At 55.3% G+C, this 24,621-nt stretch carries 14 protein-coding genes; 9 read left to right on the top strand and 5 right to left on the bottom strand.

The features are described 5' to 3' along the window. Nucleotides 1-26: 26 nt before the first annotated feature. Nucleotides 27-1,685 carry a glycerone kinase gene (locus OGV94_RS05105; protein ID WP_286522770.1) on the bottom strand — a complete coding sequence of 553 codons (1,659 nt, stop codon included), beginning with the start codon at nucleotides 1,683-1,685 and terminating at the stop codon, nucleotides 27-29. 562 nt (nucleotides 1,686-2,247) lie between these two features. On the opposite strand from OGV94_RS05105, the gene OGV94_RS05100 reads away from it, so the two are divergent. Then, the gene (locus tag OGV94_RS05100; RefSeq protein WP_080626071.1) at nucleotides 2,248-3,345 is read left to right on the top strand and encodes a glycerol dehydrogenase; all 1,098 of its coding nucleotides are present in this window, start codon (nucleotides 2,248-2,250) and stop codon (nucleotides 3,343-3,345) included. A 91-nt stretch (nucleotides 3,346-3,436) separates the two neighbouring features. Beyond that, nucleotides 3,437-5,362, top strand: coding sequence for a dihydroxyacetone kinase operon transcriptional regulator DhaR (gene dhaR / locus OGV94_RS05095; RefSeq protein ID WP_043017717.1), 1,926 nt, complete (start codon nucleotides 3,437-3,439; stop codon nucleotides 5,360-5,362). On the opposite strand, the gene OGV94_RS05090 is transcribed toward dhaR, so the two are convergent. From OGV94_RS05090 to OGV94_RS05075, 4 genes are read right to left on the bottom strand one after another with little or no spacing between them, the layout of a single operon-like run. Next, the gene (locus OGV94_RS05090; RefSeq protein WP_100193652.1) at nucleotides 5,340-5,870 is read right to left on the bottom strand and encodes a cob(I)yrinic acid a,c-diamide adenosyltransferase; all 531 of its coding nucleotides are present in this window, start codon (nucleotides 5,868-5,870) and stop codon (nucleotides 5,340-5,342) included. The genes dhaR and OGV94_RS05090 overlap by 23 nt on opposite strands. After that, nucleotides 5,871-6,224, bottom strand: coding sequence for a glycerol dehydratase reactivase beta/small subunit family protein (locus tag OGV94_RS05085; protein ID WP_286522768.1), 354 nt, complete (start codon nucleotides 6,222-6,224; stop codon nucleotides 5,871-5,873). Nucleotides 6,225-6,240: 16 nt separating this feature from the next. Then, nucleotides 6,241-7,404 (bottom strand): 1,3-propanediol dehydrogenase, encoded by a 1,164-nt coding sequence (dhaT, locus tag OGV94_RS05080; protein ID WP_043017714.1) that lies wholly within the window; start codon nucleotides 7,402-7,404, stop codon nucleotides 6,241-6,243. Nucleotides 7,405-7,426: 22 nt separating this feature from the next. Next, nucleotides 7,427-7,855, bottom strand: coding sequence for a GlcG/HbpS family heme-binding protein (locus OGV94_RS05075; protein WP_075145607.1), 429 nt, complete (start codon nucleotides 7,853-7,855; stop codon nucleotides 7,427-7,429). A 392-nt stretch (nucleotides 7,856-8,247) separates the two neighbouring features. Between OGV94_RS05075 and OGV94_RS05070 the strand changes: the two genes are divergently transcribed. The 7 genes from OGV94_RS05070 to OGV94_RS05040 all read left to right on the top strand — a co-directional run. Further along, nucleotides 8,248-9,915, top strand: coding sequence for a propanediol/glycerol family dehydratase large subunit (locus OGV94_RS05070; RefSeq protein WP_043017712.1), 1,668 nt, complete (start codon nucleotides 8,248-8,250; stop codon nucleotides 9,913-9,915). Between the two features lie 11 nt (nucleotides 9,916-9,926). Next, complete coding sequence (locus OGV94_RS05065; RefSeq protein ID WP_043017711.1) at nucleotides 9,927-10,511, top strand: propanediol/glycerol family dehydratase medium subunit; 585 nt, start codon at nucleotides 9,927-9,929, stop codon at nucleotides 10,509-10,511. A gap of 2 nt (nucleotides 10,512-10,513) precedes the next feature. Next, nucleotides 10,514-10,942, top strand: a complete 429-nt coding sequence (locus OGV94_RS05060) for a diol dehydratase small subunit (protein ID WP_043017710.1) — start codon at nucleotides 10,514-10,516, stop codon at nucleotides 10,940-10,942. Nucleotides 10,943-10,952: 10 nt separating this feature from the next. Further along, the gene (locus OGV94_RS05055) at nucleotides 10,953-12,764 is read left to right on the top strand and encodes a diol dehydratase reactivase subunit alpha (protein WP_047408499.1); all 1,812 of its coding nucleotides are present in this window, start codon (nucleotides 10,953-10,955) and stop codon (nucleotides 12,762-12,764) included. Nucleotides 12,765-12,877: 113 nt separating this feature from the next. After that, the gene (locus tag OGV94_RS05050) at nucleotides 12,878-13,201 is read left to right on the top strand and encodes a DUF1889 family protein (protein ID WP_071524484.1); all 324 of its coding nucleotides are present in this window, start codon (nucleotides 12,878-12,880) and stop codon (nucleotides 13,199-13,201) included. Nucleotides 13,202-14,141: 940 nt separating this feature from the next. Continuing rightward, a complete protein-coding gene (locus tag OGV94_RS05045; protein ID WP_051642772.1) occupies nucleotides 14,142-15,422 on the top strand; it encodes a TolC family outer membrane protein in 1,281 nt (426 codons plus the stop codon). Nucleotides 15,423-15,550: 128 nt separating this feature from the next. Next, a partial coding sequence (locus tag OGV94_RS05040) for an Ig-like domain-containing protein (protein WP_286522760.1) occupies nucleotides 15,551-24,621 on the top strand: 9,071 nt, incomplete at its 3' end.

The raw sequence follows: 24,621 nt of genomic DNA, 5'->3' as shown, positions 1-24,621 counted from the left end.
CGCGAAGCGCATCAGGCATTTATGATTTAACCCAATTCACTCTCCGCCAGCGCTTTAAACACCATTGCGACGGCGTGTGCGCCGGGGTCCATATTGCCGAGCAGACTTTCGCTGCTCAGATACGATGCGCGACCGGCATTGGCTTTACTCGACAAACAGGTTCGTTCGGCTCCCGCTTGCGCGGCGTCGAATGCGGCCTGCAAATTTTGCGGCTGCGCGAGCAGTGAAGTCAGGGCCGGTTGCAGCGCGTCAATCATGGTGCGATCGCCTTCGTCTGCGCCGCCGTAGAACTTCATCTGCGCCAGGCCCGTATTTAATGCTTCGACAATATTTGCTCCCTGTTCCAGTTTTTGTCCGGCTGAGGTAAAGAAGATCGACATCAGCACACCGCTGGAACCGCCCATCACCACGGTCAGGCGTTCGCCAATCAACGCGAACAGCGTAGCAAGGTTATCCAGCGGCAACTGCTGGCGATGCAGCAGGCTGGCAATTTCGCGTGCGCCAGCGGCGAAGGTTGAACCGGTATCGCCATCGCCGACTTTGGCATCCAGCGCATTAAGATGGGACTCCAGATCGGAAAGGGTTGCGGTGACAAGTTCCACAATCCCGGCCACCAGGGCGTTTGCCGAGGGATGGAATTCCACGCGTGCGCTACGCTGAGATGACGGAACACAACTGATTTCACGCGGTGGGACCGGCGTCGGCCAGTTGCTGGTTTCCACTTCGGTGAGGAGCGCTTTTTCGATGCTCTCTTCCAGCACGATGGCCGTGAGAGAAAAGCCTTTCATATCCAGCGCGGTGACCAGCGAGGCCGGGCCAATCAGCCAGTCGATACGCGAGTGCAGCGGGCTGCTGGCCAGCTCGCGGGTAATGATGGCCATTTCGGCAACAGAAACACCGCCAAGATTGTTAATCATCACCGCCAGACGGCCGGTTTCAGGCAGGGCGGCCAGCAGTTTATCCACCATCAGGTTCACCACCTGCGCACTGTTCTGAGTGTCGATAACCGAAGCACCTGGCTCGCCGTGAATGCCCATCCCTAGCTCCGCGTGACCCGGATGATGACGCGGGGTCGCGTCGGTTTCTTGCGGCAGATGACAACTGGAAAGCGCAACGCCCAGGCTGAAGGTGTTGTGGGCTGCGTACTGCGCTTCACGCAGAACGGTGGCGAGGTTGTAGCCGCGTTCGGCAAAGTAACCCGCGATTTTATGCACCAGGATGGTTCCCGCAATGCCGCGTGGGTGTTTGTTATCCGGCAGAGAGATGTCGTCGCCAACAATCAGCATTTCAACGTTATAGCCAAGGCGACGCGCTTTCTCGGCGGCGAGACCGAAATTAAGACGGTCACCGGTGTAATTTTTCACGATCAACAAACAGCCCGCTTCACCGGTTACCGCCTGAATGGCGGTCAGTACCGCATCCACGCTCGGGGAGGCGAAAACGTCGCCGCAGACCGCAGCGGTTAGCATGCCTTTACCGATAAATCCAACGTGCGCGGGTTCGTGTCCCGAACCGCCGCCGGAAATGACCGACACGTTATTTTTATCGAGATCACGACGGACTACGATACGAATGGCCGGATCGCTTTCCAGACGCGCCAGGTTATTCCACGGGCTGGCGATAATCGTACCGTCGATGACATCGCTCACGAGATGGGGGCGTTGATTAAAAAAGAATTGAGACATAACGGCTCCTCGAGGTTGAGTGAAAGACAAACCCCCGAATGCTTAGGTCATGGTGCGGAGGCGATGAAGAGATTCTGGCGAAGTCAGCGCGGAAAAAAACAACCTTAAAATGAGTTTCATTACGGAACGTGATTGTTGTTTTTTGTTCCGAAATGAAACTGAAAAAAGCAAGGAACGATCACAATGCGAGCTCGCTCGACTTTTTTCACCGGCGAACGGCGCTGGTTATCCGGCACCGTCAGCCTTTTTGTGCGGATTTTAAGACAAGCGAGTGGGTAAAAGAGAAAGTGAGATTCATGTGTGCTGGATATTTGGCGGTAAATGAACGGATCAGGATCGCAAACCTTATATTTTTTATGGATAAGCGTTCCAATATGAAACGTACTCCGTTTTTATCTGTTTCATATCAGAACAAAAAGACGAAAGATCTTTTTGTGCACGCCTCGCCATACAGTTATTGCATCGCTCCGGTACCTCCCGTTTTCGCCATCAGCATCAGGCCAAACAGGTTAACGCCAGGGCTCACCATGTAAAAACATGTACTTATTTGAGGATGAAAGGAATGCTAAAAGTTATTCAATCTCCAGCCAAATATCTCCAGGGTCCTGACGCTTCCACCTTGTTTGGTCAATACGCTAAAAATCTGGCGGACAGCTTTTTCGTGATCGCGGATGACTTCGTGATGAAGCTGGCGGGAGAGAAAGTACTCAACGGCCTGCACAACCACGACATTAGCTGCCACGCGGAACGCTTCAACGGCGAATGCAGCCATGCTGAAATTAATCGTCTGATTGCCATTTTGAAACAGCACGGTTGCCGCGGTGTGGTTGGGATTGGCGGCGGGAAAACGCTGGATACCGCCAAAGCGATTGGCTACTACCAGAAGCTGCCGGTGGTGGTGATCCCGACTATCGCGTCTACCGATGCGCCAACCAGTGCGCTGTCCGTAATCTATACCGAAGCCGGTGAGTTTGAAGAGTATCTGATCTACCCGAAAAACCCGGATATGGTGGTGATGGATACCGCAATCATTGCTAAAGCGCCGGTACGTCTGCTGGTGGCCGGGATGGGCGATGCGCTCTCGACCTGGTTTGAAGCGAAAGCCTGTTATGACGCCAGAGCGACCAGCATGGCGGGCGGACAGTCCACCGTGGCGGCGCTGAGCCTGGCGCGCCTGTGCTATGATACCCTGCTGGCGGAAGGCGAGAAGGCACGCTTTGCCGCGCAGGCTGGCGTGGTGACCGATGCGCTGGAGCGTATTGTCGAAGCTAACACTTACCTCAGCGGCATCGGCTTTGAAAGCAGCGGTCTGGCAGGGGCGCATGCGATCCACAACGGCTTTACGATTCTGGAAGAGTGCCACCATTTGTACCACGGTGAAAAAGTCGCCTTTGGTACGCTGGCGCAACTGGTGTTGCAAAACAGCCCGATGGAAGAGATCGAAACCGTGCTGAATTTCTGTCAGAAAGTAGGCCTGCCGGTAACGTTAGCGGAAATGGGCGTGAAAGAAGACGTTGACGGCAAGATCATGGCCGTAGCAAAAGCGACCTGTGCAGAAGGTGAAACCATCCACAATATGCCGTTCCCGGTAACGCCTGAAAGCGTACATGCCGCTATTTTGACGGCAGACCTGCTGGGACAGCAGTGGCTGGCGCGTTAATCAGTCGTCGGTAGGTTTTTATCCGGCATCTTCTCCCCCTCTGACAGTCTCTGCCGGAGGGGTTGTCTATGGTTAAACAGCGGAAAGGGATATGACGGCGCACACGCATAGCATCGGGAAGGAAGTCTCTTCGGTCATTGCCCAGTCATGGCATCGTTGCAGCAAGTTTATGCAGCGGGAAACCTGGCAGGCGCCGCATCAGGCGCAAGGGCTGACCTTTGAGTCGATTTGTCGTCGCAAGACGGCGCTGCTGACGATTGCCCAGGCCGCGCTGGAAGATGCCTGGGAGTTTATGGATGGCCGTCCGTGCGCGCTGCTGATTCTGGATGAGTCAGCCTGTATTCTCAGCCGTTGCGGCGATCCGCAGACGGTTGAACAGCTGGCGGAGCTTGGGTTTCGCGACGGCAGTTACTGTGCCGAAAGCATTATTGGCAGCTGTGCGCTTTCTCTGGCGACGATGCCGGGGCAGCCGACAAAAACTTCTGGCGATCAGCACTTTAAACAGGCGCTGCATCCCTGGTCGTTCTGCTCGACGCCGGTCTTCGATAACCATGGTCGACTGTTCGGCTCCATCTCGCTGTGCTGTCTGGTGGAACATGAGTGCGTTTCTGATTTATCCCTGACGCTGGCGATTGCCAGAGAAGTCGGTAACTCTTTGCTGACCGACAGCCTGCTGGCTGAATCTAATCGACATTTGAACCAGATGTACGGCCTGCTGGAGAGCATGGATGATGGCGTAATGGCCTGGAACGAACAGGGCGTTTTGCAGTTCCTCAATGCGCGCGCGGCGCTGCTTTTGCATCTTGACGCGCAGGCCAGTCAGGGGAAAAACATTCACGACCTGCTCAATCTACCCATGCTGCTGCGCCGGGCGATCAAACATGCCCGCGGTCTGAACCACGTTGAAGTCACTTTTGAAAGCCAGCATCAATTTGTTGATGCCGTCATTACCCTGAAACCGATTGTTGAGGAGCAGGGCAACAGCTTTATCCTGCTGCTGCATCCGGTGGAGCAAATGCGCCAGTTGATGACCAGCCAGCTCGGCAAGGTGAGCCATACCTTTGAGCAGATGTCGACAGACGATCCTGAAACCCGCCGCTTGATCCATTTTGGGCGCCAGGCGGCGAGAGGAAGTTTCCCGATCCTGCTGTGTGGAGAAGAGGGTGTTGGTAAAGAGCTGCTGAGTCAGGCTATTCACAACGAAAGCGAGCGTGCCAGCGGACCATATATTGCCGTGAACTGTCAGTTGTATGCCAACAGCGTGCTGGGGCAGGATTTTATGGGCAGCGCGCCCACCGATGATGAAAACGGTCGGCTGAGCCGTCTTGAACTGGCGAACGGCGGCACGCTGTTTCTGGAAAAAATTGAATATCTGGCGCCGGAGCTGCAATCCGCGTTGTTACAGGTGATTAAGCAGGGGGTACTCACCCGCCTGGATGCCCGCCGGCTGATCCCGGTGGATGTCAAAGTGATCGCCACCACCACGGTTGATCTCGCCAATCTGGTGGAGCAGAACCGCTTTAGCCGCCAGCTGTATTATGCGCTGCACTCTTTTGAGATAGTGATCCCACCGCTGCGGGCGCGGCGTAACAGTATTCCCTCGCTGATTTATACGCGGCTGAACAGCCTGAAAAAACGCTTTTCATCCAGTCTGAAGATCGACGACGACGCGCTGGCACAGCTGGTGGCCTATTCCTGGCCGGGCAATGACTTTGAATTGAACAGTATTATCGAAAACATCGCCATCAGCAGTGATAACGGCCATATTCGGCTGAGCAATCTACCGGATTATCTGTTTGCCGAACGTCCGGGTCTGGAGACGGCGTCTTCACTGCTGCCTGCCAGCCTGACGTTTACCGCTATCGAAAAAGAGGCGATTATCCATGCCGCTCGCGTCACCAGTGGGCGCGTGCAGGAGATGTCGCAGCTGCTGAACATTGGTCGCACCACCCTGTGGCGCAAGATGAAGCAATACGACATTGATGCCAGCCAGTTTAAGCGCAAACATCTGGAGTAGTTTCTTCAATTCTCGCCATCGAGAACAGCGCATCCGACAGTCGGTTGATATAACGCCTGGGTTCATCGCGTAACGTCAGCGTTCTGCTCATCGCGATGAGGACCCGCTCCAGCCGACGCGTCAGGGTTCGCGCAACGTGTAGCTGTGCCGATGCGAGATTTTTCCCCGGAATAACAAACTCTTTGAGCGGGCCGCTTTGCGCCATATTACGGTCAATTAGCTGCTCCAGCGCCTGAACATCCTCTTCGCCAATACGCTGTTTTAAGCGAGTCAGTCCTTTCTCATCGCTGGCGAGTTCCGCACCCAGTACAAACAGCATCTTCTGCATGGCGTGCAGCTCCTGGCGTAGTTCGGCCTGGTGCGTGCTGGCATAGCAGACGCCTAGCTGGGAAATCAGTTCATCCACCGTGCCATAGGCCTCAACGCGGATGTCGTCTTTGTCGATACGACTGCCGCCAAATAGCGCGGTCGTGCCTTTATCGCCGGTTCGGGTATAGATGCGGTACATTTATTTTAACTCGCTGAAGGGAAGAACTTTAACCAGTTGACCGGCATTGGCACCGAGCGTGCGGAGCTGGGCAGCCCCGGCGTGAGTATGCCCACGGACCAGTGCCCGATCTTCGGGCAACTGAGCATGGGTTAAGGCAATATCGCCGCTGGCGTTGAGCCCAAGACCCACGCGTAGCGTCGAACTTTTGGCCGCCAGTTTGCTGAGCGTCAGTGCGCAGTCATGTTCGTCGCAACAGATTGTCCGGCAAGGGACGCCTTGCTCTTCCAGTCCCCAGCACAGCTCATCAAGCACGCGAGACTCCTGCCAGCGTGAGTGATAAAACAGATGTACGCCCGGTGATGAAAGTGACATTGCGCCCCCTGGGTTATCAGAATGCCTGACGGAAGATCTCGGCGATTTCTTTCTCGTTCCCTTTGCGCGGGTTAGAGAAGGCGTTGCCGTCTTTCAGCGCCATTTCCGCCATGTACGGGAAATCGGCTTCTTTGACGCCCAGGTCGCGCAGATGCTGCGGGATACCGATGTCGGCGGAGAGACGGGCAATGGCGTGAATGGCCAGTTCGGCGGCATCCATGGTGGAAAGGCCGTCAGTGTTTTCGCCCATAAATTCTGCGATATCGGCAAATTTTTCCGGGTTAGCGATCAGGTTATAGCGCGCCACGTGCGGCAGCAGTACGGCATTCGCCACGCCGTGCGGCATGTCGTACAGACCGCCAAGCTGATGCGCCATCGCGTGAACGTAGCCAAGGTTGGCGTTGTTAAAGGCCATGCCGGCCAACAAAGAGGCGTAGGCCATGTTTTCGCGTGCTTTCAGGTTGCTGCCCAGTGCTACGGCCTGGCGCAAGTTACGCGCGATGAGACGAATAGCCTGGATAGCGGCGGCGTCGGTAACCGGGTTGGCATCTTTGGAAATATAGGCTTCCACGGCGTGGGTCAGGGCGTCCATCCCGGTCGCTGCGGTCAGCGGGGCGGGTTTGCCGAGCATCAGCAGCGGATCGTTAATGGAGACCGACGGCAGGTTGCGCCAGCTGACAATCACAAACTTCACTTTGGTTTTGGTATTGGTCAGCACACAGTGGCGGGTGACCTCGCTGGCGGTACCGGCAGTGGTATTCACCGCGACGATCGGCGGCAGTGGATTGGTCAGAGTTTCAATCCCGGCATAGCTATAGAGATCGCCTTCGTGGGTCGCCGCGATACCGATGCCTTTACCGCAGTCATGTGGACTACCGCCGCCGACGGTAACGATGATATCGCAATGCTCTTTGCGAAAGACGTCCAGACCGTCACGCACGTTGGTGTCTTTGGGATTCGGTTCAACGCCGTCAAAAACCACCACGTCAATACCGGCCTCACGCAGATGGGCGAGGGTTTTATCTACTGCACCGTCTTTAATAGCCCGCAGACCTTTATCAGTAACCAGTAGCGCTTTTTTACCGCCTAACAGTTTGCAGCGTTCGCCAACAACGGAAATAGCATTGGGGCCAAAGAAGTTCACATTTGGCACCAGGTAATCAAACATACGATAGCTCATAATATACCTTCTTAGATTTGAATTATAATTCAGAGAAACAACTTAGCGCGGTTTCTGCTAATAATCTGTCTTGTTCGACGGTGCCGCCGCTAACGCCAATGGCTCCAATTAATTCCCCATTTAACATGACGGGTAAACCGCCACCGAAAATAACGATGCGCTGTTGGTTGGTAAGCTGCAAACCATATAGCGAAGCGCCAGGTTGTACTGCATCAGTAATTTCATGGGTGCCCTGGCGCAGGCAGCAGGCGGTATATGCTTTATTAAGAGAGATATCACAACTGGTGACAAACGCGTCGTCCATACGGTGCATCAGCAGCGTGTTTCCGCCGCGATCCACCACAGAAAAGACCACCGGAACGTTGATATCAAACGCTTTAGCCTCGACGGCCTGCGCCATTTTCTTTGCAGCCGCCAGCGTAATGGTGGCGATTTGTTGGCTTTTATTCACAGTCTCTCCTGAAAATATTGTAGGGCTGAGGTCACGAAAAATATCGCGCGACAGCTATTTTTATCATTGACTTTACCTTATTTTCTCGCCGCACGTTATTAAGTCAATAGGGCATGCATTTCAGGAAATTTAAATTCATCTTCCCATTTTTACGTTTATTGATAATGATCATTTAACCTCGTCACAATTCACGGCGGATATTCCTGAGCTGCGTTTCAATATGAAACGATGCGTTTTTATTCGGTGCCAAATTGGAACGAAATTAATTTTATTTTTTTATTGTCCTGCTCATTTAGAGTTCGGCCATTGCTGATGAAAGGCGAATGCCGGGTGTTGTGTCCCCGGCAATGCGGCCCGGCGTCCCTATTTTTTATCTTTTGAGTCCATAAACTATGAGAAGATCAAAACGATTCGAAGTGCTTGCGAAGCGCCCTGTAAATCAGGATGGCCTGATTGGCGAATGGCCTGAAGAGGGGCTGATCGCCATGGAAAGCCCCTACGATCCGGCTTCGTCGGTGAAGGTGGAAAAGGGTCGTATTGTTGAGCTGGACGGCAAAAGTCGCGCCGAGTTCGACATGATTGACCGTTTCATTGCCGACTACGCCATTAACGTGGCCGAGGTCGAGCGCGCCATGCAGCTCGACGCGCTGGAGATCGCCAGAATGCTGGTGGATATCCACGTCAGCCGGGAAGAGATAATTGCCATTACCACTGCTATCACCCCAGCGAAAGCGGTGGAGGTAATGGCGCAAATGAACGTGGTGGAGATGATGATGGCGCTGCAAAAAATGCGCGCCAGACGAACGCCCTCTAATCAGTGCCACGTGACCAACCTGAAAGATAACCCGGTACAGATTGCCGCCGACGCGGCTGAAGCGGGGATCCGTGGCTTTTCCGAGCAGGAAACGACGGTCGGGATCGCCCGCTACGCGCCGTTTAACGCCCTGGCGCTGCTGGTGGGTTCCCAGTGTGGTCGCCCCGGTGTGCTGACGCAATGTTCTGTTGAAGAGGCCACTGAGCTTGAGCTGGGAATGCGCGGGCTAACCAGCTACGCCGAAACGGTGTCGGTCTATGGCACAGAATCGGTGTTTACCGATGGCGATGACACGCCGTGGTCCAAAGCGTTTCTCGCCTCGGCTTATGCGTCGCGTGGCCTGAAGATGCGCTACACCTCCGGCACCGGCTCGGAAGCGCTGATGGGCTACTCCGAAAGTAAATCGATGCTTTATCTGGAGTCGCGCTGCATTTTTATCACCAAAGGCGCGGGCGTACAGGGGCTGCAAAACGGCGCGGTCAGCTGTATCGGCATGACCGGCGCTGTGCCGTCGGGGATCCGCGCGGTGCTGGCGGAAAACCTGATTGCCTCAATGCTCGACCTTGAAGTGGCCTCCGCCAATGATCAGACCTTTTCCCACTCCGATATTCGCCGAACTGCCCGCACCTTGATGCAGATGCTGCCGGGCACCGACTTTATTTTCTCCGGTTACAGCGCGGTACCCAACTACGACAACATGTTTGCCGGGTCGAACTTCGACGCTGAAGATTTCGATGATTACAACATTCTGCAACGCGATCTGATGGTTGACGGCGGTCTGCGTCCGGTGACTGAAGAAGAAACCATCGCCATTCGCAATAAGGCCGCACGCGCCATTCAGGCGGTGTTCCGCGAACTGGGCCTGCCGCTGATTAGCGATGAGGAAGTGGAGGCCGCCACTTATGCTCACGGCAGCAAAGATATGCCCGCGCGCAATGTGGTGGAGGATCTGGCGGCCGTGGAAGAGATGATGAAGCGCAATATCACCGGGCTGGATATTGTCAGCGCGTTGAGTTGCAGCGGCTTCGAAGATATCGCCAGCAATATCCTCAACATGCTGAGGCAGCGCGTCACCGGGGATTATCTGCAAACGTCGGCGATTTTGGATCGCCAGTTCGATGTCGTCAGCGCCGTCAATGACATTAACGATTATCAGGGACCTGGTACCGGCTATCGCATCAGTGCCGAACGCTGGGCGGAAATTAAAAATATTGCGGGCGTGGTTCAGCCCGGCTCGATCGAATAAGGCGGAACACAGTGGAATACACAACTGAACGTAAGCCGGTTTTCACCTTGCAGGTGAGCGAAGGCGAGGCGGCTAAAGCGGACGAACGCGTGGATGAGGTGGTGATTGGCGTCGGCCCGGCCTTTGATAAGTATCAGCATAAAACCCTGATTGATATGCCGCACAACGCGATTTTGAAAGAGCTGGTTGCCGGAATTGAAGAAGAGGGACTGCATGCGCGAGTGGTGAGAGTGCTGCGCACCTCGGATGTTTCTTTTATGGCATGGGATGCGGCAAATCTCAGCGGTTCAGGCATCGGGATTGGTATCCAGTCGAAAGGAACCACGGTGATTCATCAGCGCGATCTGCTGCCGCTGAGCAACCTCGAGCTGTTCTCTCAGGCTCCGCTGCTGACGCTGGAAACCTATCGCCAGATTGGTAAAAACGCCGCGCGCTATGCGCGTAAAGAGTCGCCTTCGCCGGTGCCGGTGGTCAATGACCAGATGGTGCGGCCCAAATTTATGGCCAAGGCCGCGCTGTTTCATATCAAAGAAACCAAACACGTGGTGCAGGATGCTGCGCCCGTCACGCTGCATATTGCACTGGTAAGGGAATGACCATGAACGACAACATCATGACCGCGCAGGATTACCCATTAGCGACCCGCTGCCCGGAGAAAATCCAGACTCCTGGCGGTAAGCCGCTAACCGACATTACCCTTGAGAATGTGCTGGCGGGCCGCGTAGGACCGCAGGATGTGCGGATTTCTCAGCAAACGCTGGAGTACCAGGCGCAGATTGCCGAACAGATGCAGCGTCATGCCGTGGCGCGCAATTTCCGTCGCGCGGCAGAGCTGATTGCGATCCCGGATGCCCGCATTCTGGAGATCTACAACGCGCTACGTCCGTTTCGTTCTTCGTTCGCTGAGCTGCAGGCTATTGCCGATGAACTGGAGCATACCTGGCACGCTACGGTGAACGCCGGGTTTGTCCGCGAGTCGGCAGAGATATATCAGCAGAGAAACAAGCTGCGTAAAGGTAGCCAGTGACGGGGGCAACATGCCGTTAATTGCAGGGATCGATATCGGCAACGCCACCACCGAAGTGGCGTTGGCACAGCATGGGCATTTTATCGCCAGCGGGATTGTTGCCACTACCGGTATGAAAGGCACGCGGGACAATATTGCCGGGGTGGTGGCTTCTCTGCAGCAGGCTCTGAATAGCACCCCGTGGTCGCTTCAGGATGTGGCGAAAATCTGCATCAACGAGGCCGCGCCGGTGATTGGCGATGTGGCGATGGAAACCATCACTGAAACCATCATTACTGAATCGACAATGATTGGCCATAACCCGCAAACGCCCGGCGGCGTTGGCGTGGGAATGGGGACCACTATCGCCGTGGAGAAGCTGGCGGCGTTAAGCGAGGATCGGTTTGCCGAGGGCTGGATCCCGCTGGTAGGCGAGGAAATGGATTTTCTCGAGGCGGTCTGGCTTATCAATGCGGCGCTGGATCGCGGCATCAACGTGGTGGCGGCGATCCTGAAAAAGGATGATGGCGTGCTGGTGAACAATCGCCTGCGTCGGCCAATGCCGGTGGTTGATGAAGTCACCTTACTTGAGAAGGTGCCGGAAGGGGTGCTGGCGGCGGTGGAAGTGGCGGCCGCCGGGCAGGTGGTGCGGGTATTGTCGAATCCTTACGGCATCGCGACCTTCTTTGCCCTGACGCCCGAGGAAACGCAAACTATCGTCCCCATCGCCAGAGCGCTAATCGGCAACCGTTCCGCCGTGGTGCTGAAAACCCCGCAGGGTGATGTGCGATCAAGGGTGATCCCGGCGGGCAAGATCTTTATCCGTGGTGAAAAGCGTGGCGGCGAAGCCGACGTAGCGCAAGGCGCGCAGGCCATTATGCAGGCGATAAGCGCCTGTGCGCCCGTGTGCGATATTCGTGGTGAAGCAGGCACGCACGCAGGCGGCATGCTGGAGCGGGTGCGTAAGGTGATGGCCTCACTGACCGGTCATGACATGAACACGGTGCATATTCAGGATCTATTGGCGGTCGATACGTTTATTCCGCGCAAGGTGCAGGGTGGCATCGCTGGAGAGTGTTCAATGGAGAACGCCGTGGGCATTGCGGCAATGGTGAAATCCGATCGCTTACAGATGCAGGCCATCGCCAGTGAGCTGAGCGCCCGGTTAAACACGCCGGTTGAAGTTGGCGGCGTGGAGGCCAACATGGCCGTAGCGGGGGCGCTAACAACGCCCGGATGCGCCGCACCGCTGGCGATCCTCGATTTAGGCGCAGGATCTACCGATGCCGCCATTATCAATAGCGACGGTGTAGTGAGAGCGGTGCATCTGGCCGGTGCAGGAAATATGGTTAGCCTGTTAATTCAAACTGAGCTGGGCCTAAACGATGCGTTTCTGGCGGAGGAGATTAAAAAATACCCGCTGGCAAAAGTGGAAAGCCTGTTCAGTATTCGCCATGAGAACGGCGCGGTAGAGTTTTTCCGCGAACCGCTCAGCCCGACAGTCTTCGCCAAAGTGGTGTATCTGAAAGAGGGGGAGCTGATCCCGGTAGATAACCTCACCTCGCTGGAAAAAATTCGTCTGGTGCGCCGACAGGCCAAAGAGAAGGTTTTTGTGACCAACTGCCTGCGCGCATTGCTTCAGGTTTCACCCAGTGGCTCCATTCGCGATATTGCTTTTGTAGTGCTGGTGGGCGGCTCCTCGCTGGATTTCGAAATCCCGCAGATGATCACCGATGCGCTGGCGCACTACGGCGTTGTCGCCGGACAGGGCAACATCCGTGGTAGCGAAGGGCCGCGTAATGCGGTGGCAACCGGGCTGGTTTTGGCCGGAATCGCGAATTAATCGTGCAGAAAACAGCCACCGCAAGCGTTTAGCTGCGGGGTAAATCAAATAAAGGCGATGTTCTCTTTGATATCCCGACGAAGTTGGGTACATAGTATAAATGTGTCTCTCACGTGGTTAATTTTAAGGATAAGAGCATGCCAACAGCAATTGAGAAAGCATTGGATTTTATTGGTGGTATGAACACTTCGGCGTCAGTACCCCATTCAATGGACGAAAGTACCGCTAAGGGAATCTTAAAGTATTTGCATGACTTAGGTGTGCCAGCGAGTCCGGAAGCTGTAATGGCACGAGGTGAGCAGGAGGGATGGAATCCCGAGTTCACGAAAAAAGTGGCCGGATGGGCAGAAAAAGTCGCCTCCGGTAACCGCATCCTTATCAAGAATCCAGAGTATTTTTCAACCTATATGCAGGAGCAGCTCAAAGAGCTAGTGTGAGCTGACTATCGAATCAAACGCTAACGGACGTTTCCATCTCTGGATGGGGCGTCCAAAGGAGGGCTAGTGACATACTTGTTGCCAGGCAGGCGTTTCGCACCGCAAAAGCGAGGTAATCTAATAGCTTTTCTTTAACTCCTGCACATAGATATATTATCAACTTCTCAGTAGTACCTGGATTATCCGTGGCGACTCACCTCACAAAGAAGACTCAATAATCAGAATTATATTGCGTCAACCTCATTATATTTACTGAAATATTCTTTTATTACTAAATTTTCCACAGATTATTGATAGTCATTAGCAAGTCCGTTGCTGAATAATATTTGCATTCGCAGCCCGAGCAGCAGCATCCAGCACACCTGTTATTTTCAATCCAAAGCCCACAATTTTCCTTCACTTCAGCGATAGTGGCCCATGTGTATCAATCAAATCTACAACTATTTTTCTCTCCTGAGTAAAAGACCATTCAAAAAATATTTGTCAATAAATTCTATAGTCTTGGTACAAATTGACATTTGTTTGAAAATCTTTGTGTTAAGTACGCTGTGAAATTAACGCAAAAATGTTCATTTACTGGGAGGTAATAATCCTATTTATAACAAAGAGTTTTCATGTTTGTATAAAAAACAACCTTTCAGACTTTTATAAAGATCCCGCAATATTCTTTATTCTATTAACATCACATTAACATTGTGGGTATGGTTAGGGTGTACAGTATTTGTTATGCTCCAAGTCAATTAATAATATTCACTAGGGAAAATCCTATTTCACCATTTCTTGATAAATGAGCTCATTGTTGAGAAAGGAAATTTATTCCTTATTTGACAAATGGTTAAAAAACGAATCCTGGAGGAGAATCTACCCTATTAATATGGAGGCTCATGTGCGGATTTTTGTACCCCTAAGGCACACAATATTTTATTTTTTATTTGCAGGTATGATCGTATGTGGTACTGCGAAAGCCTATAACGGTACACCGAACACAGCCCGAGTTGCGTCTGTGACACTGAAGGAAAGTATTCTTTTTGCTTTTGACCGTGACCCATCAATAAGTCAGCAGGCCGCGCAAATGGGAATCGGCCAGGCGCAAATAGACGAAGCACGCAGTGGTTGGATGCCGCAAATATCACTTAATGGCAATACAGGGCATAGCCAGACGACAGACTCAAGCGGCTCACTAAAAAACTCAGCAGCATGGGGGCTAAGTCTGACGCAGCTTGTCTATGATTTTGGCAAAACGAATAGCGCGATCAGTCAGTCTGAAGCACAACGAGATAGTTACCGGTACCAGCTTATGGCTACATTGACTGGTGTCGCTGAGAAAACGGCTCTCAGCTACGTTGAGGTCAGACGCTATACCGAACTGACACAAGCAGCGAAAGAAAATATTACTGCGCTTAAAAATGTTCAGCATATGGCGCGATTGCGCGCAGAGGCTGGTTTGAGTTCTACGTCTGATGAGCTTCAGACGCAAGCGCGTGTCGCGGGAATGCAGGCAACGTTTGAACAATACAATGCAGCGCTGAGTAGCGCGCGGGCAAGACTGGCTGTTTTAAGCGGTATTGATGCAGAGCAGTTGCAACCCGTGCCTGAGGCATTAGTCGTTCGAGAGGATTCTCTTGATAATATTGATTATTCATTAATTCCATCTGTGCTCGCCGCAAGGACAATGGAAACGTCTGCTCAGTATGCCGTTGAAAAAGCAAAATCACAGCACTGGCCGACTCTAAGCCTTAAAGGTGGACGTACGCGTTATGAATCGGATAACCGAAGCTATTGGGACGATCAGATTCAGTTAAATATTGATGCCCCTATTTACCAGGGCGGTTCGGTTTCAGCGCGAGTTCACCAGGCTGAAGGCGCAAGAACAATGGCGATGTCGCAAGTCGATCAGGCTCGATTTGATGTACTACAAAAAGCGTCAGTTGCTATGGCGGACTGGTCTGGAGCACACGGTAGAATGAATGCCGGGAATATACAATTGCAGAGCGCTCTGCGTGCTCGCGAGGTTTATAAAAATGAATATACCCTTAGCAAAAGAAGTATTAATGACTTACTAAGCGTTGAACAAGACGTCTGGCAAGCAACGCTATCAAAAATAATGGCTGAATATGATAGCTGGAGTGCCGCAATTAATTATGCCACTGCCCTGGATAATTTATTGCCTGCTATAGGTGTTGAAAAAAATGCTGCGGCGAAATTACCTGATCTAAGTTAGTAACGAAAAGAAAACGCTGCAAAAATTGCTGAAAAAAAACTGAAGACAATGGGAGTCTTTCCCAGAGATTGCTACATCTGAATGTTGGCAATCTGTGAAAGATGGGGGCACCTGTAAGGAGAAAAAATATGAGTTCAGTAAAAATTGTTGATGTCATTATCCGAAAGACGGCTGAAAAAACAGTTCTGACAGGTGAAGGGAACCTCTCTGTTTCTGTCTCTGCACCCAGCGTTATCGAAGTCCATGGTTCTGCACAGGATGTGGCACGCTACGTGCGACAGGGTAAGGATCTCTTGCTTTACATGAAAGATGGCAGCGTGATCCGCTGCAACAATTATTTCATGGAAGATCCTGAAGGTAAAAACCATTCAGAGTTGGTCTTCAACAATGAGGATCAACTTACCCATATATCGTTTGCTGAGACCGGAGAAGCGTCTGGGCTTGCGACTACTGAACTGACTTCTCATGCGACAACCATATCCAGTATCGAACCTTTTCTCGAGCAAGGCAGTGCCCTGAGCGATGCGCCTTGGGGCTGGATTGCAGGCGCGGCATTAGGCGGCGGCGCGATTGGCGCATTGCTGGCACATGGTGGTGATGGCAAAACCAAAGTCATTGATAACACCAAAGAAGTTGAGAGCGCAACGCCGACCTTTTTGGTAACGGACAAAGCGGGTGACAAGCAGGGTGTGCTGAGTGCAAAAGAGGTCACGGATGATAACACCCCAACCTTCAGCGGTACCGGGCAACCTGGTGCGACCATTCAGATCAAAGATAGCAGCGGCAGCACCATTGCCAGCGCCATGGTCGGTACAGACGGGACCTGGACGGTAAAGCTTCCGACGCAGACGGACGGAGAACACACCTGGTCCGTGGTGCAGATCGACGGCAGTAAAACCACGACTGCAGGCAGCATTACCGTGACTGTCTCAACGGCTGACGCGGCCGTTACGCTCGCCACCACCGCAGGCGATAACATGATTAACGCCAGTGAGCAGTCCGCAGGCTTTACCCTCTCCGGTGCGAGCAAAAATCTCGCGCAGGGGACGGCGCTCACCGTCACGTTAAACGGTAAAACCTATACCGCAGAAGTGGGCGAAAACGGCGCATGGAGCGTGAAGGTGCCCGCAGCAGACGCACAGGCGCTGGGTGATGGAACCTGGACGGTCAACGTCAGCGGCAAAGATGCAGCGGGTAATACCGTAAGCGGTAGTCAGACGATTGGCGTGGATACCGTGCCGCCGACATTATCGGTCGATGCGATTTCCCAGGACAACATCGTCAATGCCGCAGAGCACAACCAGACCCTGACCCTTACCGGTAAAACGAACGCGGAAGCGGGCCAGATTTTAACCGTGACGCTGAACGGCAAAAACCACACAGCAACGGTAGGCAGCGACGGCACCTGGTCCGTTACGCTTCCTGCCAGTGAAGTACAAGAGCTGGCTGACGGCAACCATTCGTTGACCGTGAACGTCAGCGACAAGGCGGGTAACGGCTCTTCAACCACCGCCAATTTCACCGTTGATACCTCCGCACCCGTAGTTACGATCGATACCGTAGCGGGCGACGATGTTCTCAATACCAGCGAGCAGAGCCAGGCGCAAATTATCTCCGGCAAGGCGAGCGGCGCGGCAGCGGGCGACGTGGTCACGGTTACCCTGGGCGGCCAGACCTTTACCGGTGTCGTACAGGCCGACGGCAGTTGGAGCGTTGGCGTCCCTGCCTCCGTCATCGGCGCGCTGGGTGAGGGCGACCACAGCATTTCTGTCTCCGTTACCGATGCCGCGGGCAATACCGGCAGCGCGACGCACGGCGTGACGCTGAGCGGCAATCCGCCAGAATTCACGATTGACGCCATCAGCCAGGACAATGTTCTTAATGCTCAGGAGGCTATGCAGCCGCTGAGTCTGAGCGGTACCAGCAATCTGCCGAACGGCAGCGCCATCACCGTTACACTGAACAACGTCAACTATCAGGCCACCGTTGAAAACGGCATCTGGAGTGTCCAGGTGCCGGTTTCCGACGTTCTGAATCTGGCAAATACCCTCTACACCGTCAGCGTGAGCGGCACGGACAGCGTGGGTAATAGCGGTTCTGCAGACGCTAACCTGCTGGTCGATACGGTGCTGCCGCAGGTGATTATCAATACCTTTGCGGGCGACAACCTGGTCAACAACGCCGAAGTGGCTGTGGACCAAACCCTGAGTGGGCGCGTCACTGGCGCGGCGGCGGGCGATACCGTTTCTATCTCCGTTGGCGGCAAGAGCTATACCTCCACGGTGGGGAGCGATCTGACCTGGAGCGTGACTATCCCGTCAGCGGATCTCAAGGCATTTGGCGACGGCGATTTGACCTTCAGCGCTTCGGTCACCAATGCGCACGGCAACACCGGCAGCGGCGAACGTGATATCAACGTCAACGCTGAGCTGCCTGGCCTGCGCGTGAACACGATTTCTGGCGATGACGTGATCAACGCCATCGAACAGCAGCAGGATCTGACCGTCACCGGCTCCAGTACCCATCTGGCTGCAGGCACGCAGATTACCGTTACCATCAACAACGTTGACTACGCTGCCGTGGTGAGCGCCAGCGGTAACTGGCAAATTGGTGTTCCTGCGTCCGATCTTCAGGCATGGACGGCAGGAGATATTACGGTCAACGTTAGCGCGCAGGACGCGTGGGGCAATACCGTTTCTGCTGAGCACCCCATCGAACTGGATCTGAACGCCGTAGCGGTCACCATTGATATCATTAGCAGCGATGACATGCTGAACGCGGCCGAAAAAGGGGCTGAGGTGACGCTGTCAGGTCAGACGCAGGGTGTGGAAGCCGGTCAGACCGTGGTGGTTAAATTTGCCGACCAGACCTTTACTGCGCAGGTGCAGCAGGATGGTTCCTGGAGCCTGACCGTTCCGGCGAGCGCAATGGAAACCCTGATCGACGGACGTGCGCAGGTGAGCGTCAGTGTCACCAATGTGAACGGCAATAGCGCAGAAGCCTCGCGCGTCGTCACCGTGGATACGTTGCCACCGACTATCACGCTGGACAACCTGACGTCCGATAACATCATCAATGCGGCGGAAGCGCAGCAGGATCTGGCGGTCAGCGGCACCAGTAATGCCCAGGCGGGACAGACTGTTACCGTGACGCTGAACGGTAAATCTTACCAGACCACCGTCCAGACGGACGGAACCTGGACCCTCAATGTACCGGCCGCCGACGTAGGCGCGCTGGTAGATGGTACGGTGACGGTCACGGCTACTGTGAGCGATGTGGCGGGCAACAGCAGTAGCGCCGATCGCGTGGGGCTGGTGGATGCCACCGTGCCGCAGGTGACGATCAACGATTTTGTCACCGATACCAATACCGTTAACCAAATCGCCCATTCTCAGGCGCAGATCCTCAGCGGCTCCGTCACCGGCGCAGCAGCGGGTGATTTGGTCACCATCACCATCAATAACGTCGACTACACCACTGTGGTAGACGCGGTGGGCAACTGGAGTCTCGGTCTGCCAGCGTCTGTTGTTCAGGGGCTGGCCGACGGTACCCTGACGATTGATGTCTCCGTAACGGACCAATCCGGCAATACTGGCAGCAATTCGCTGGACGTTGTCGTTAACACCGTGACGCCGCAAATCGGCATCAATACCCTGGCGGCGGATGATGTGATCAATGCCACTGAGAAAGGCGAAGATCTGCTGCTCTCTGGCACCAGTAATCAGCCTGATGGCACCACTATCACGGTGACCCTGAACGGCATCAACTACACCGCCACCACCGATGCCAGCGGTAACTGGAGCGTTAGCGTACCTGCGTCTGCGGTAAGCGCGCTTGGCGAAGCGAACTACACCGTGACTGCCAGCGTCACCGACAGCGTTGGCAACAGTGCCTCGACCACCCACAACGTGCTGGTGGATAGCTCGCTGCCGGTAGTGACCATCAACACCCTCGCGGGCGATAACATTGTTAACGCCTCGGAAGTTACGGCAGGGCAAACCCTGACTGGTAAGGTGAGCAACGCGGCGGCGGGCGATACCGTTACGATTATCCTCGGCGGCCAGACGTACACCGTTACCGTGCAGGGCGATCTCACCTGGAGCCTGCCGTTAACCGAGAGCCAGTTAAGCGCGCTCGGCAACGGCGAACTGACCGTATCGGCAAGCGTAACCAACGCACACGGCAATACCGGTTCTTCTTCCCTGGACTTCACCATTGACGCCCAACTGCCGGGTCTGCGTATTGATACCGTCGCCGGTGACGACGTGATCAACGTGATTGAACACGCGCAGAATCTGATTGTGTCAGGCACCAGCACCGACCTTGCGGCGGGCAGCACCGTTACCGTGACCATCAATGGTAAAGACTACGCTGCAACGGTTCTGGCAGATGGCACCTGGCAGGCGTCGGTTCCGGCGGCGGACGTCTCCCAGTGGGCGGACGGTTCGCTCACCATCAGCGCCAGTGCGCAGGATACCTCCGGCAACCCGGTGAACATCGGCACCGTCGTGGATGTGGATCTCTCTGCGGTGGCAATCAGCATCAACAGCGTGACCGCTGACAACGTGCTGAACGCGGCGGAAAAAGGCCAGGACCTGGTGTTGAGCGGCACCTCAAGCAACGTTGAGGCAGGGCAGACCGTCACCGTCACCTTTGGCGGTAAAACCTATACCACCACGGTCGATGCCAGCGGCGACTGGTCCTACACGGTTCCAGCGGCAGACCTGAACGGCCTGAAAGATGGCGACGCCAGCGTGCAGGTCAGCGTGACCAACGTGAACGGCAATTCGGCCTCTTCCGCGCAGGAATATAGCGTCGATACCACCGCGCCGACGGTCACCATCAACACCATCAGCAGCGACAATATGCTGAATGCGGTTGAAGCGGCGCAGGATCTGACCCTGAGCGGTACCTCAAGCGCCGAAGTCGGTCAGACGGTCACTGTAACCTTCAATGGCAACCAGTACACCGCGCAGGTTCAGGCGAACGGTATCTGGACGCTGAACGTTCCGGCAGCCGACATGACAGGTATCGCCGACGGCAATGCGGCGGTAACGGCGACGGTGTCGGATAAAGCGGGCAACCCGGCGAGCGCGGGCGCATCCGTGCTGGTCGACACCACCGTGCCGCAGATCAGCTTTAACATCGTGGCAGGCGACGACATCATTAATGTCGCCGAGCACGGCCAGGCGCTGATCGTTTCCGGCAACGTGAGCGGCGCGCAGGCGGGTGACGTCATCACCGTAACCCTGAACGGCAAAGATTACACTGCAATGCTCGGTGGTTCAGGTAACTGGAGCATTGGCGTACCAGCCTCTGACGTTGGCGCGCTGGTGAACGGTGACCACACGATCTCCGCAACCCTCACCGACAAGGCGGGCAACAGCACCACAGCAACGCATGACGTTGACGTCTCCCTGACGGCACCGGTGATTACCATTAATACCCTGGCGGGCGATGACGTGATCAACGCGACCGAGAAGGGCCAGGATCTTCAGCTCTCCGGAACCAGCAACCAGCCGGACGGCACCACTATCACGGTGACCCTGAACGGCATTAACTACACCGCCACCACTGACGCCAGCGGCAACTGGAGCGTGACCGTTCCGGCGGCAAATGTTTCCGCATTGGGCGAAGCGAACTACAGCGTCACGGCCAGCGTGACCGATACCGCAGGTAACAGCGCCAGTACCAGCCATGGCGTACTGGTGGACAGCGCGATCCCAGTGGTAACCATCAACGCTATCGCTACCGACGACGTGATCAACGCGGCAGAAGTAGCCACGGGGCAGACTCTGAGTGGTAAAGTCAGCGGCGCGGCGAGTGGTGATGTTGTCACGATTAATATTGGTGGTAATACGTACACGGCGAAGGTTCAGGATGACCTGAGCTGGTCGGTAAATGTTCCAGCGAACGTCTTAACCGCTATCGGTAACGGCTTACTGACTGTGTCAGCAAGCGTGACTAACGGCCACGGCAATAGCGGCTCTGGCGAGCGCGACATCACCATTGATGCCAATCTGCCTGGCCTGCGCGTTGATACCGTGGCGGGCGACGATGTGATCAACAGCATCGAACACGCGCAGAACCTGATCGTCACCGGCTCCAGTGAGGGCCTTGCAGCAGGCTCCGCGCTGATGGTAACCGTGAACGGCAAAACCTACTCCGCCACGGTGTTGGCAGACGGCACCTGGAGTGCAGCCATCCCGGCGGCAGACGTTAGCGCACTGGCGGCGGGTACCGTGTCGGTCACCGTTAAAGGCGAAAGCGCGGCGGGTAACCCTGTATCCATTACTCACAACGTCACGGTCGATCTGGCTACAGTCGCCATCAGCATTGATGCCATTGCCACGGACGACGTGATTAACGCAGTGGAAAAAGGGACGGACCTGGTGCTGTCTGGCTCAACGACCAATGTGGAAGAGAACCAGACCGTCTATATCACCTTTGGCGGCAAATCTTATACTGCAAGTGTAGATGCCAGTGGTAACTGGACGGCAACCGTGCCGACGGCAGATTTGGGCAGCCTGAAAGACGGTGATGCCAGCGTACACGTTAGCGTGACCAACGTGAACGGCAACAATGCTTCCGCCGGTCGTGAGTACAGTGTGGATGCGACCGCGCCGACGGTGTCTATCGAGATTGTGAGCGATAACAACATCATCAATGCGGCAGAAGCACAGGTCGATTTGGTTGTTAACGGCGTGACTAATGCCGAAGCCGGACAGACCGTGACCGTGACCCTGAACGGCCAGAATTACACCGCCACCGTACAGGCCAACGGTAGCTGGAGCGTGACCGTACCTTCTGCGGATCTCGGCTCGATTGTTGACGGCGACTATACCATCACCGCAGCGGTGTCCGATAAAGCGGGCAACCCGGCCTCGGCGGATCGCGACGTGCTGGTCGATACCACGGTGCCGAAACTGACCATCAATACCGTTTCTGACGATGACGTTATCAACAGCGCTGAACATGCGCAGGCGCTGATTGTCACCGGTTCTGTGACCGGCGCGGCAGCGGGTGATGTAGTGACTGTCACCATCAACAACAAAAATTACACCGCGACCCTGGATGCTTCAGGCAACTGGAGTGTGGGGGTGCCTGCGGCAGACGTCAATGCGTTGACTGCCGGAGATTACACCATCAGAGCGGCGCTGACCGATAAAGCCGGTAACAGCAACAGCACCACACACGACGTGGAAGTGAATCTGACCGCGCCGGTGCTGACCATCGACGTAATTTCTGGTGACGACGTCATCAACAGTACCGAAAAAACGCAGGAACTGACCCTTTCGGGCACGGCATCCGGTCTGGCGGTTGGTACCGTCGTTACCGTGATGCTCAACGGTAAAGCCTACAGCGCCACCGTCGATATCAACGGACAGTGGACTACCACCGTTCCGGCGGACCAGGTGGGAGCGCTGGGTGAAGCCTTGTACACCGTCACCGCGTCGGCAACGGATAGCGTGGGCAACAGCACCAGCACGTCACACACAGTGAATGTGGAGTCTGTATTGCCTGGCGTGACCATCAACACCATTGCAGGCGACGATGTGATCAACGCCGCCGAGCTGGCGAACGGCCAGACCATCAGCGGTAAAGTGGTGAATGCCGAAGCGGGCAACACTGTGACCGTAACGATTGGCGGCAACACCTATACCACGGTGGTAGAGAGCGATCTGAGCTGGTCTGTTAACGTCCCGGAATCCGTATTGACGGCGCTGGGTAACGGTGAACTGACTGTAACCGCCAGCGTAACCAACGGCATTGGCAACAGCAGTACCGGGGAGCGCGATATCACCATCGACGCGAACCTGCCAGGGCTGCGCGTTGACATGGTAGCAGGCGATGACGTAATCAACAGCATTGAGCATGCGCAGAATCTGATTATCACCGGCTCCAGCAATGGCCTGAGCACAGGTACAGTGCTGACCGTGACCGTCAACGGCAAAACCTACCCGGCAACCGTGCTGGCGGATGGCACCTGGAGCGCGGCGATCCCGTCAGCGGACGTGAGTGCCTTAGCTGCGGGAACTATCACTGTGACCGTTGAAGGCCAGAGCAGCGCCGGTAACCCGGTCTCTATCGACCACAACGTGACGGTGGATCTGGCGACCGTGGCCATCAGCATTGATGCTATCGCGACTGACGATGTGATTAACGCTGTCGAGAAGGGCGCGGATCTGGTGCTTTCGGGTACCACCTCCAACGTCGAAGAGAACCAGACCGTCAACATCACCTTCGGCGGTAAGAGCTACACCGCGACCGTGGATGCAGATGGAAAATGGACGGCGACCGTGCCATCGGCTGACCTGGCGGGCATAAAAGACGGCGATGCCAGCGTGCAGGTGAGCGTGACCAACGTCAACGGCAACAGCGCGTCTGCGGGCCGCGAGTACAGCGTGGATGCGACCGCACCGTCCGTGACCATCAGTACCCTTGCGGCTGACGATATCCTGAACGCCACGGAAGCGCAGTCAGACCTCGCCATCTCCGGCACCAGTACCGCCGAGGCGGGCCAGACGGTGACCGTGAGCCTGAACGGTAAAAACTACACCACCACCGTAGGCGCTAACGGCAACTGGACGCTGAACGTTCCGGCGGCGGACCTGGCGGGATTAACCGACGGCAGCGTGACCGTCACCGCGAGCGTCAGTGACAAGGCGGGGAACCCGGCGTCGGTTGACCACAACCTGACGGTGGACGTGACCGTGCCTGCGGTGACGATCAACACCATCGCGGGCGATGACGTCATTAACGTGGCTGAACACAATCAGGCACAGATTATCAGCGGCTCCGCCACCGGCGCGGCAGCGGGGGATAAAGTCACCGTCACCATTGGCGGCCAGACTTACACCACCGTGCTGGACGCGGCGGGCAACTGGAGCGTGGGCGTTCCGGCGAGCGTGATTGCCGGCCTCAGCGATGGCAGCGTGACCGTCACTGCGTCAGTGACCGACGCGGCGGGCAATACCGGCAGCGGTACGCACAATGTAACCGTTGATACCGGGCTGCCGTCAGTTGGCTTCGACACCCTCAGCGGCGATAACGTGCTGAATGCGGTGGAGAAAGGCCAGGATCTGAGCGTGAGCGGTACCAGCGCCAACCTGGCGGAAGGCACTCTGATCACAGTGACGCTGAACGGTAAACAATACACGGCGACAACCGCTGCAAATGGAAGCTGGAGCCTGACGGT

It is taken from the genome of Citrobacter sp. Ce006, from assembly GCF_030336535.1.
In the GTDB taxonomy this organism is placed as follows: domain Bacteria; phylum Pseudomonadota; class Gammaproteobacteria; order Enterobacterales; family Enterobacteriaceae; genus Citrobacter; species Citrobacter europaeus.
The sequence above is the reverse complement of the archived record's forward strand: the minus strand, read 5'-3'. Positions and strand labels throughout refer to the sequence as shown.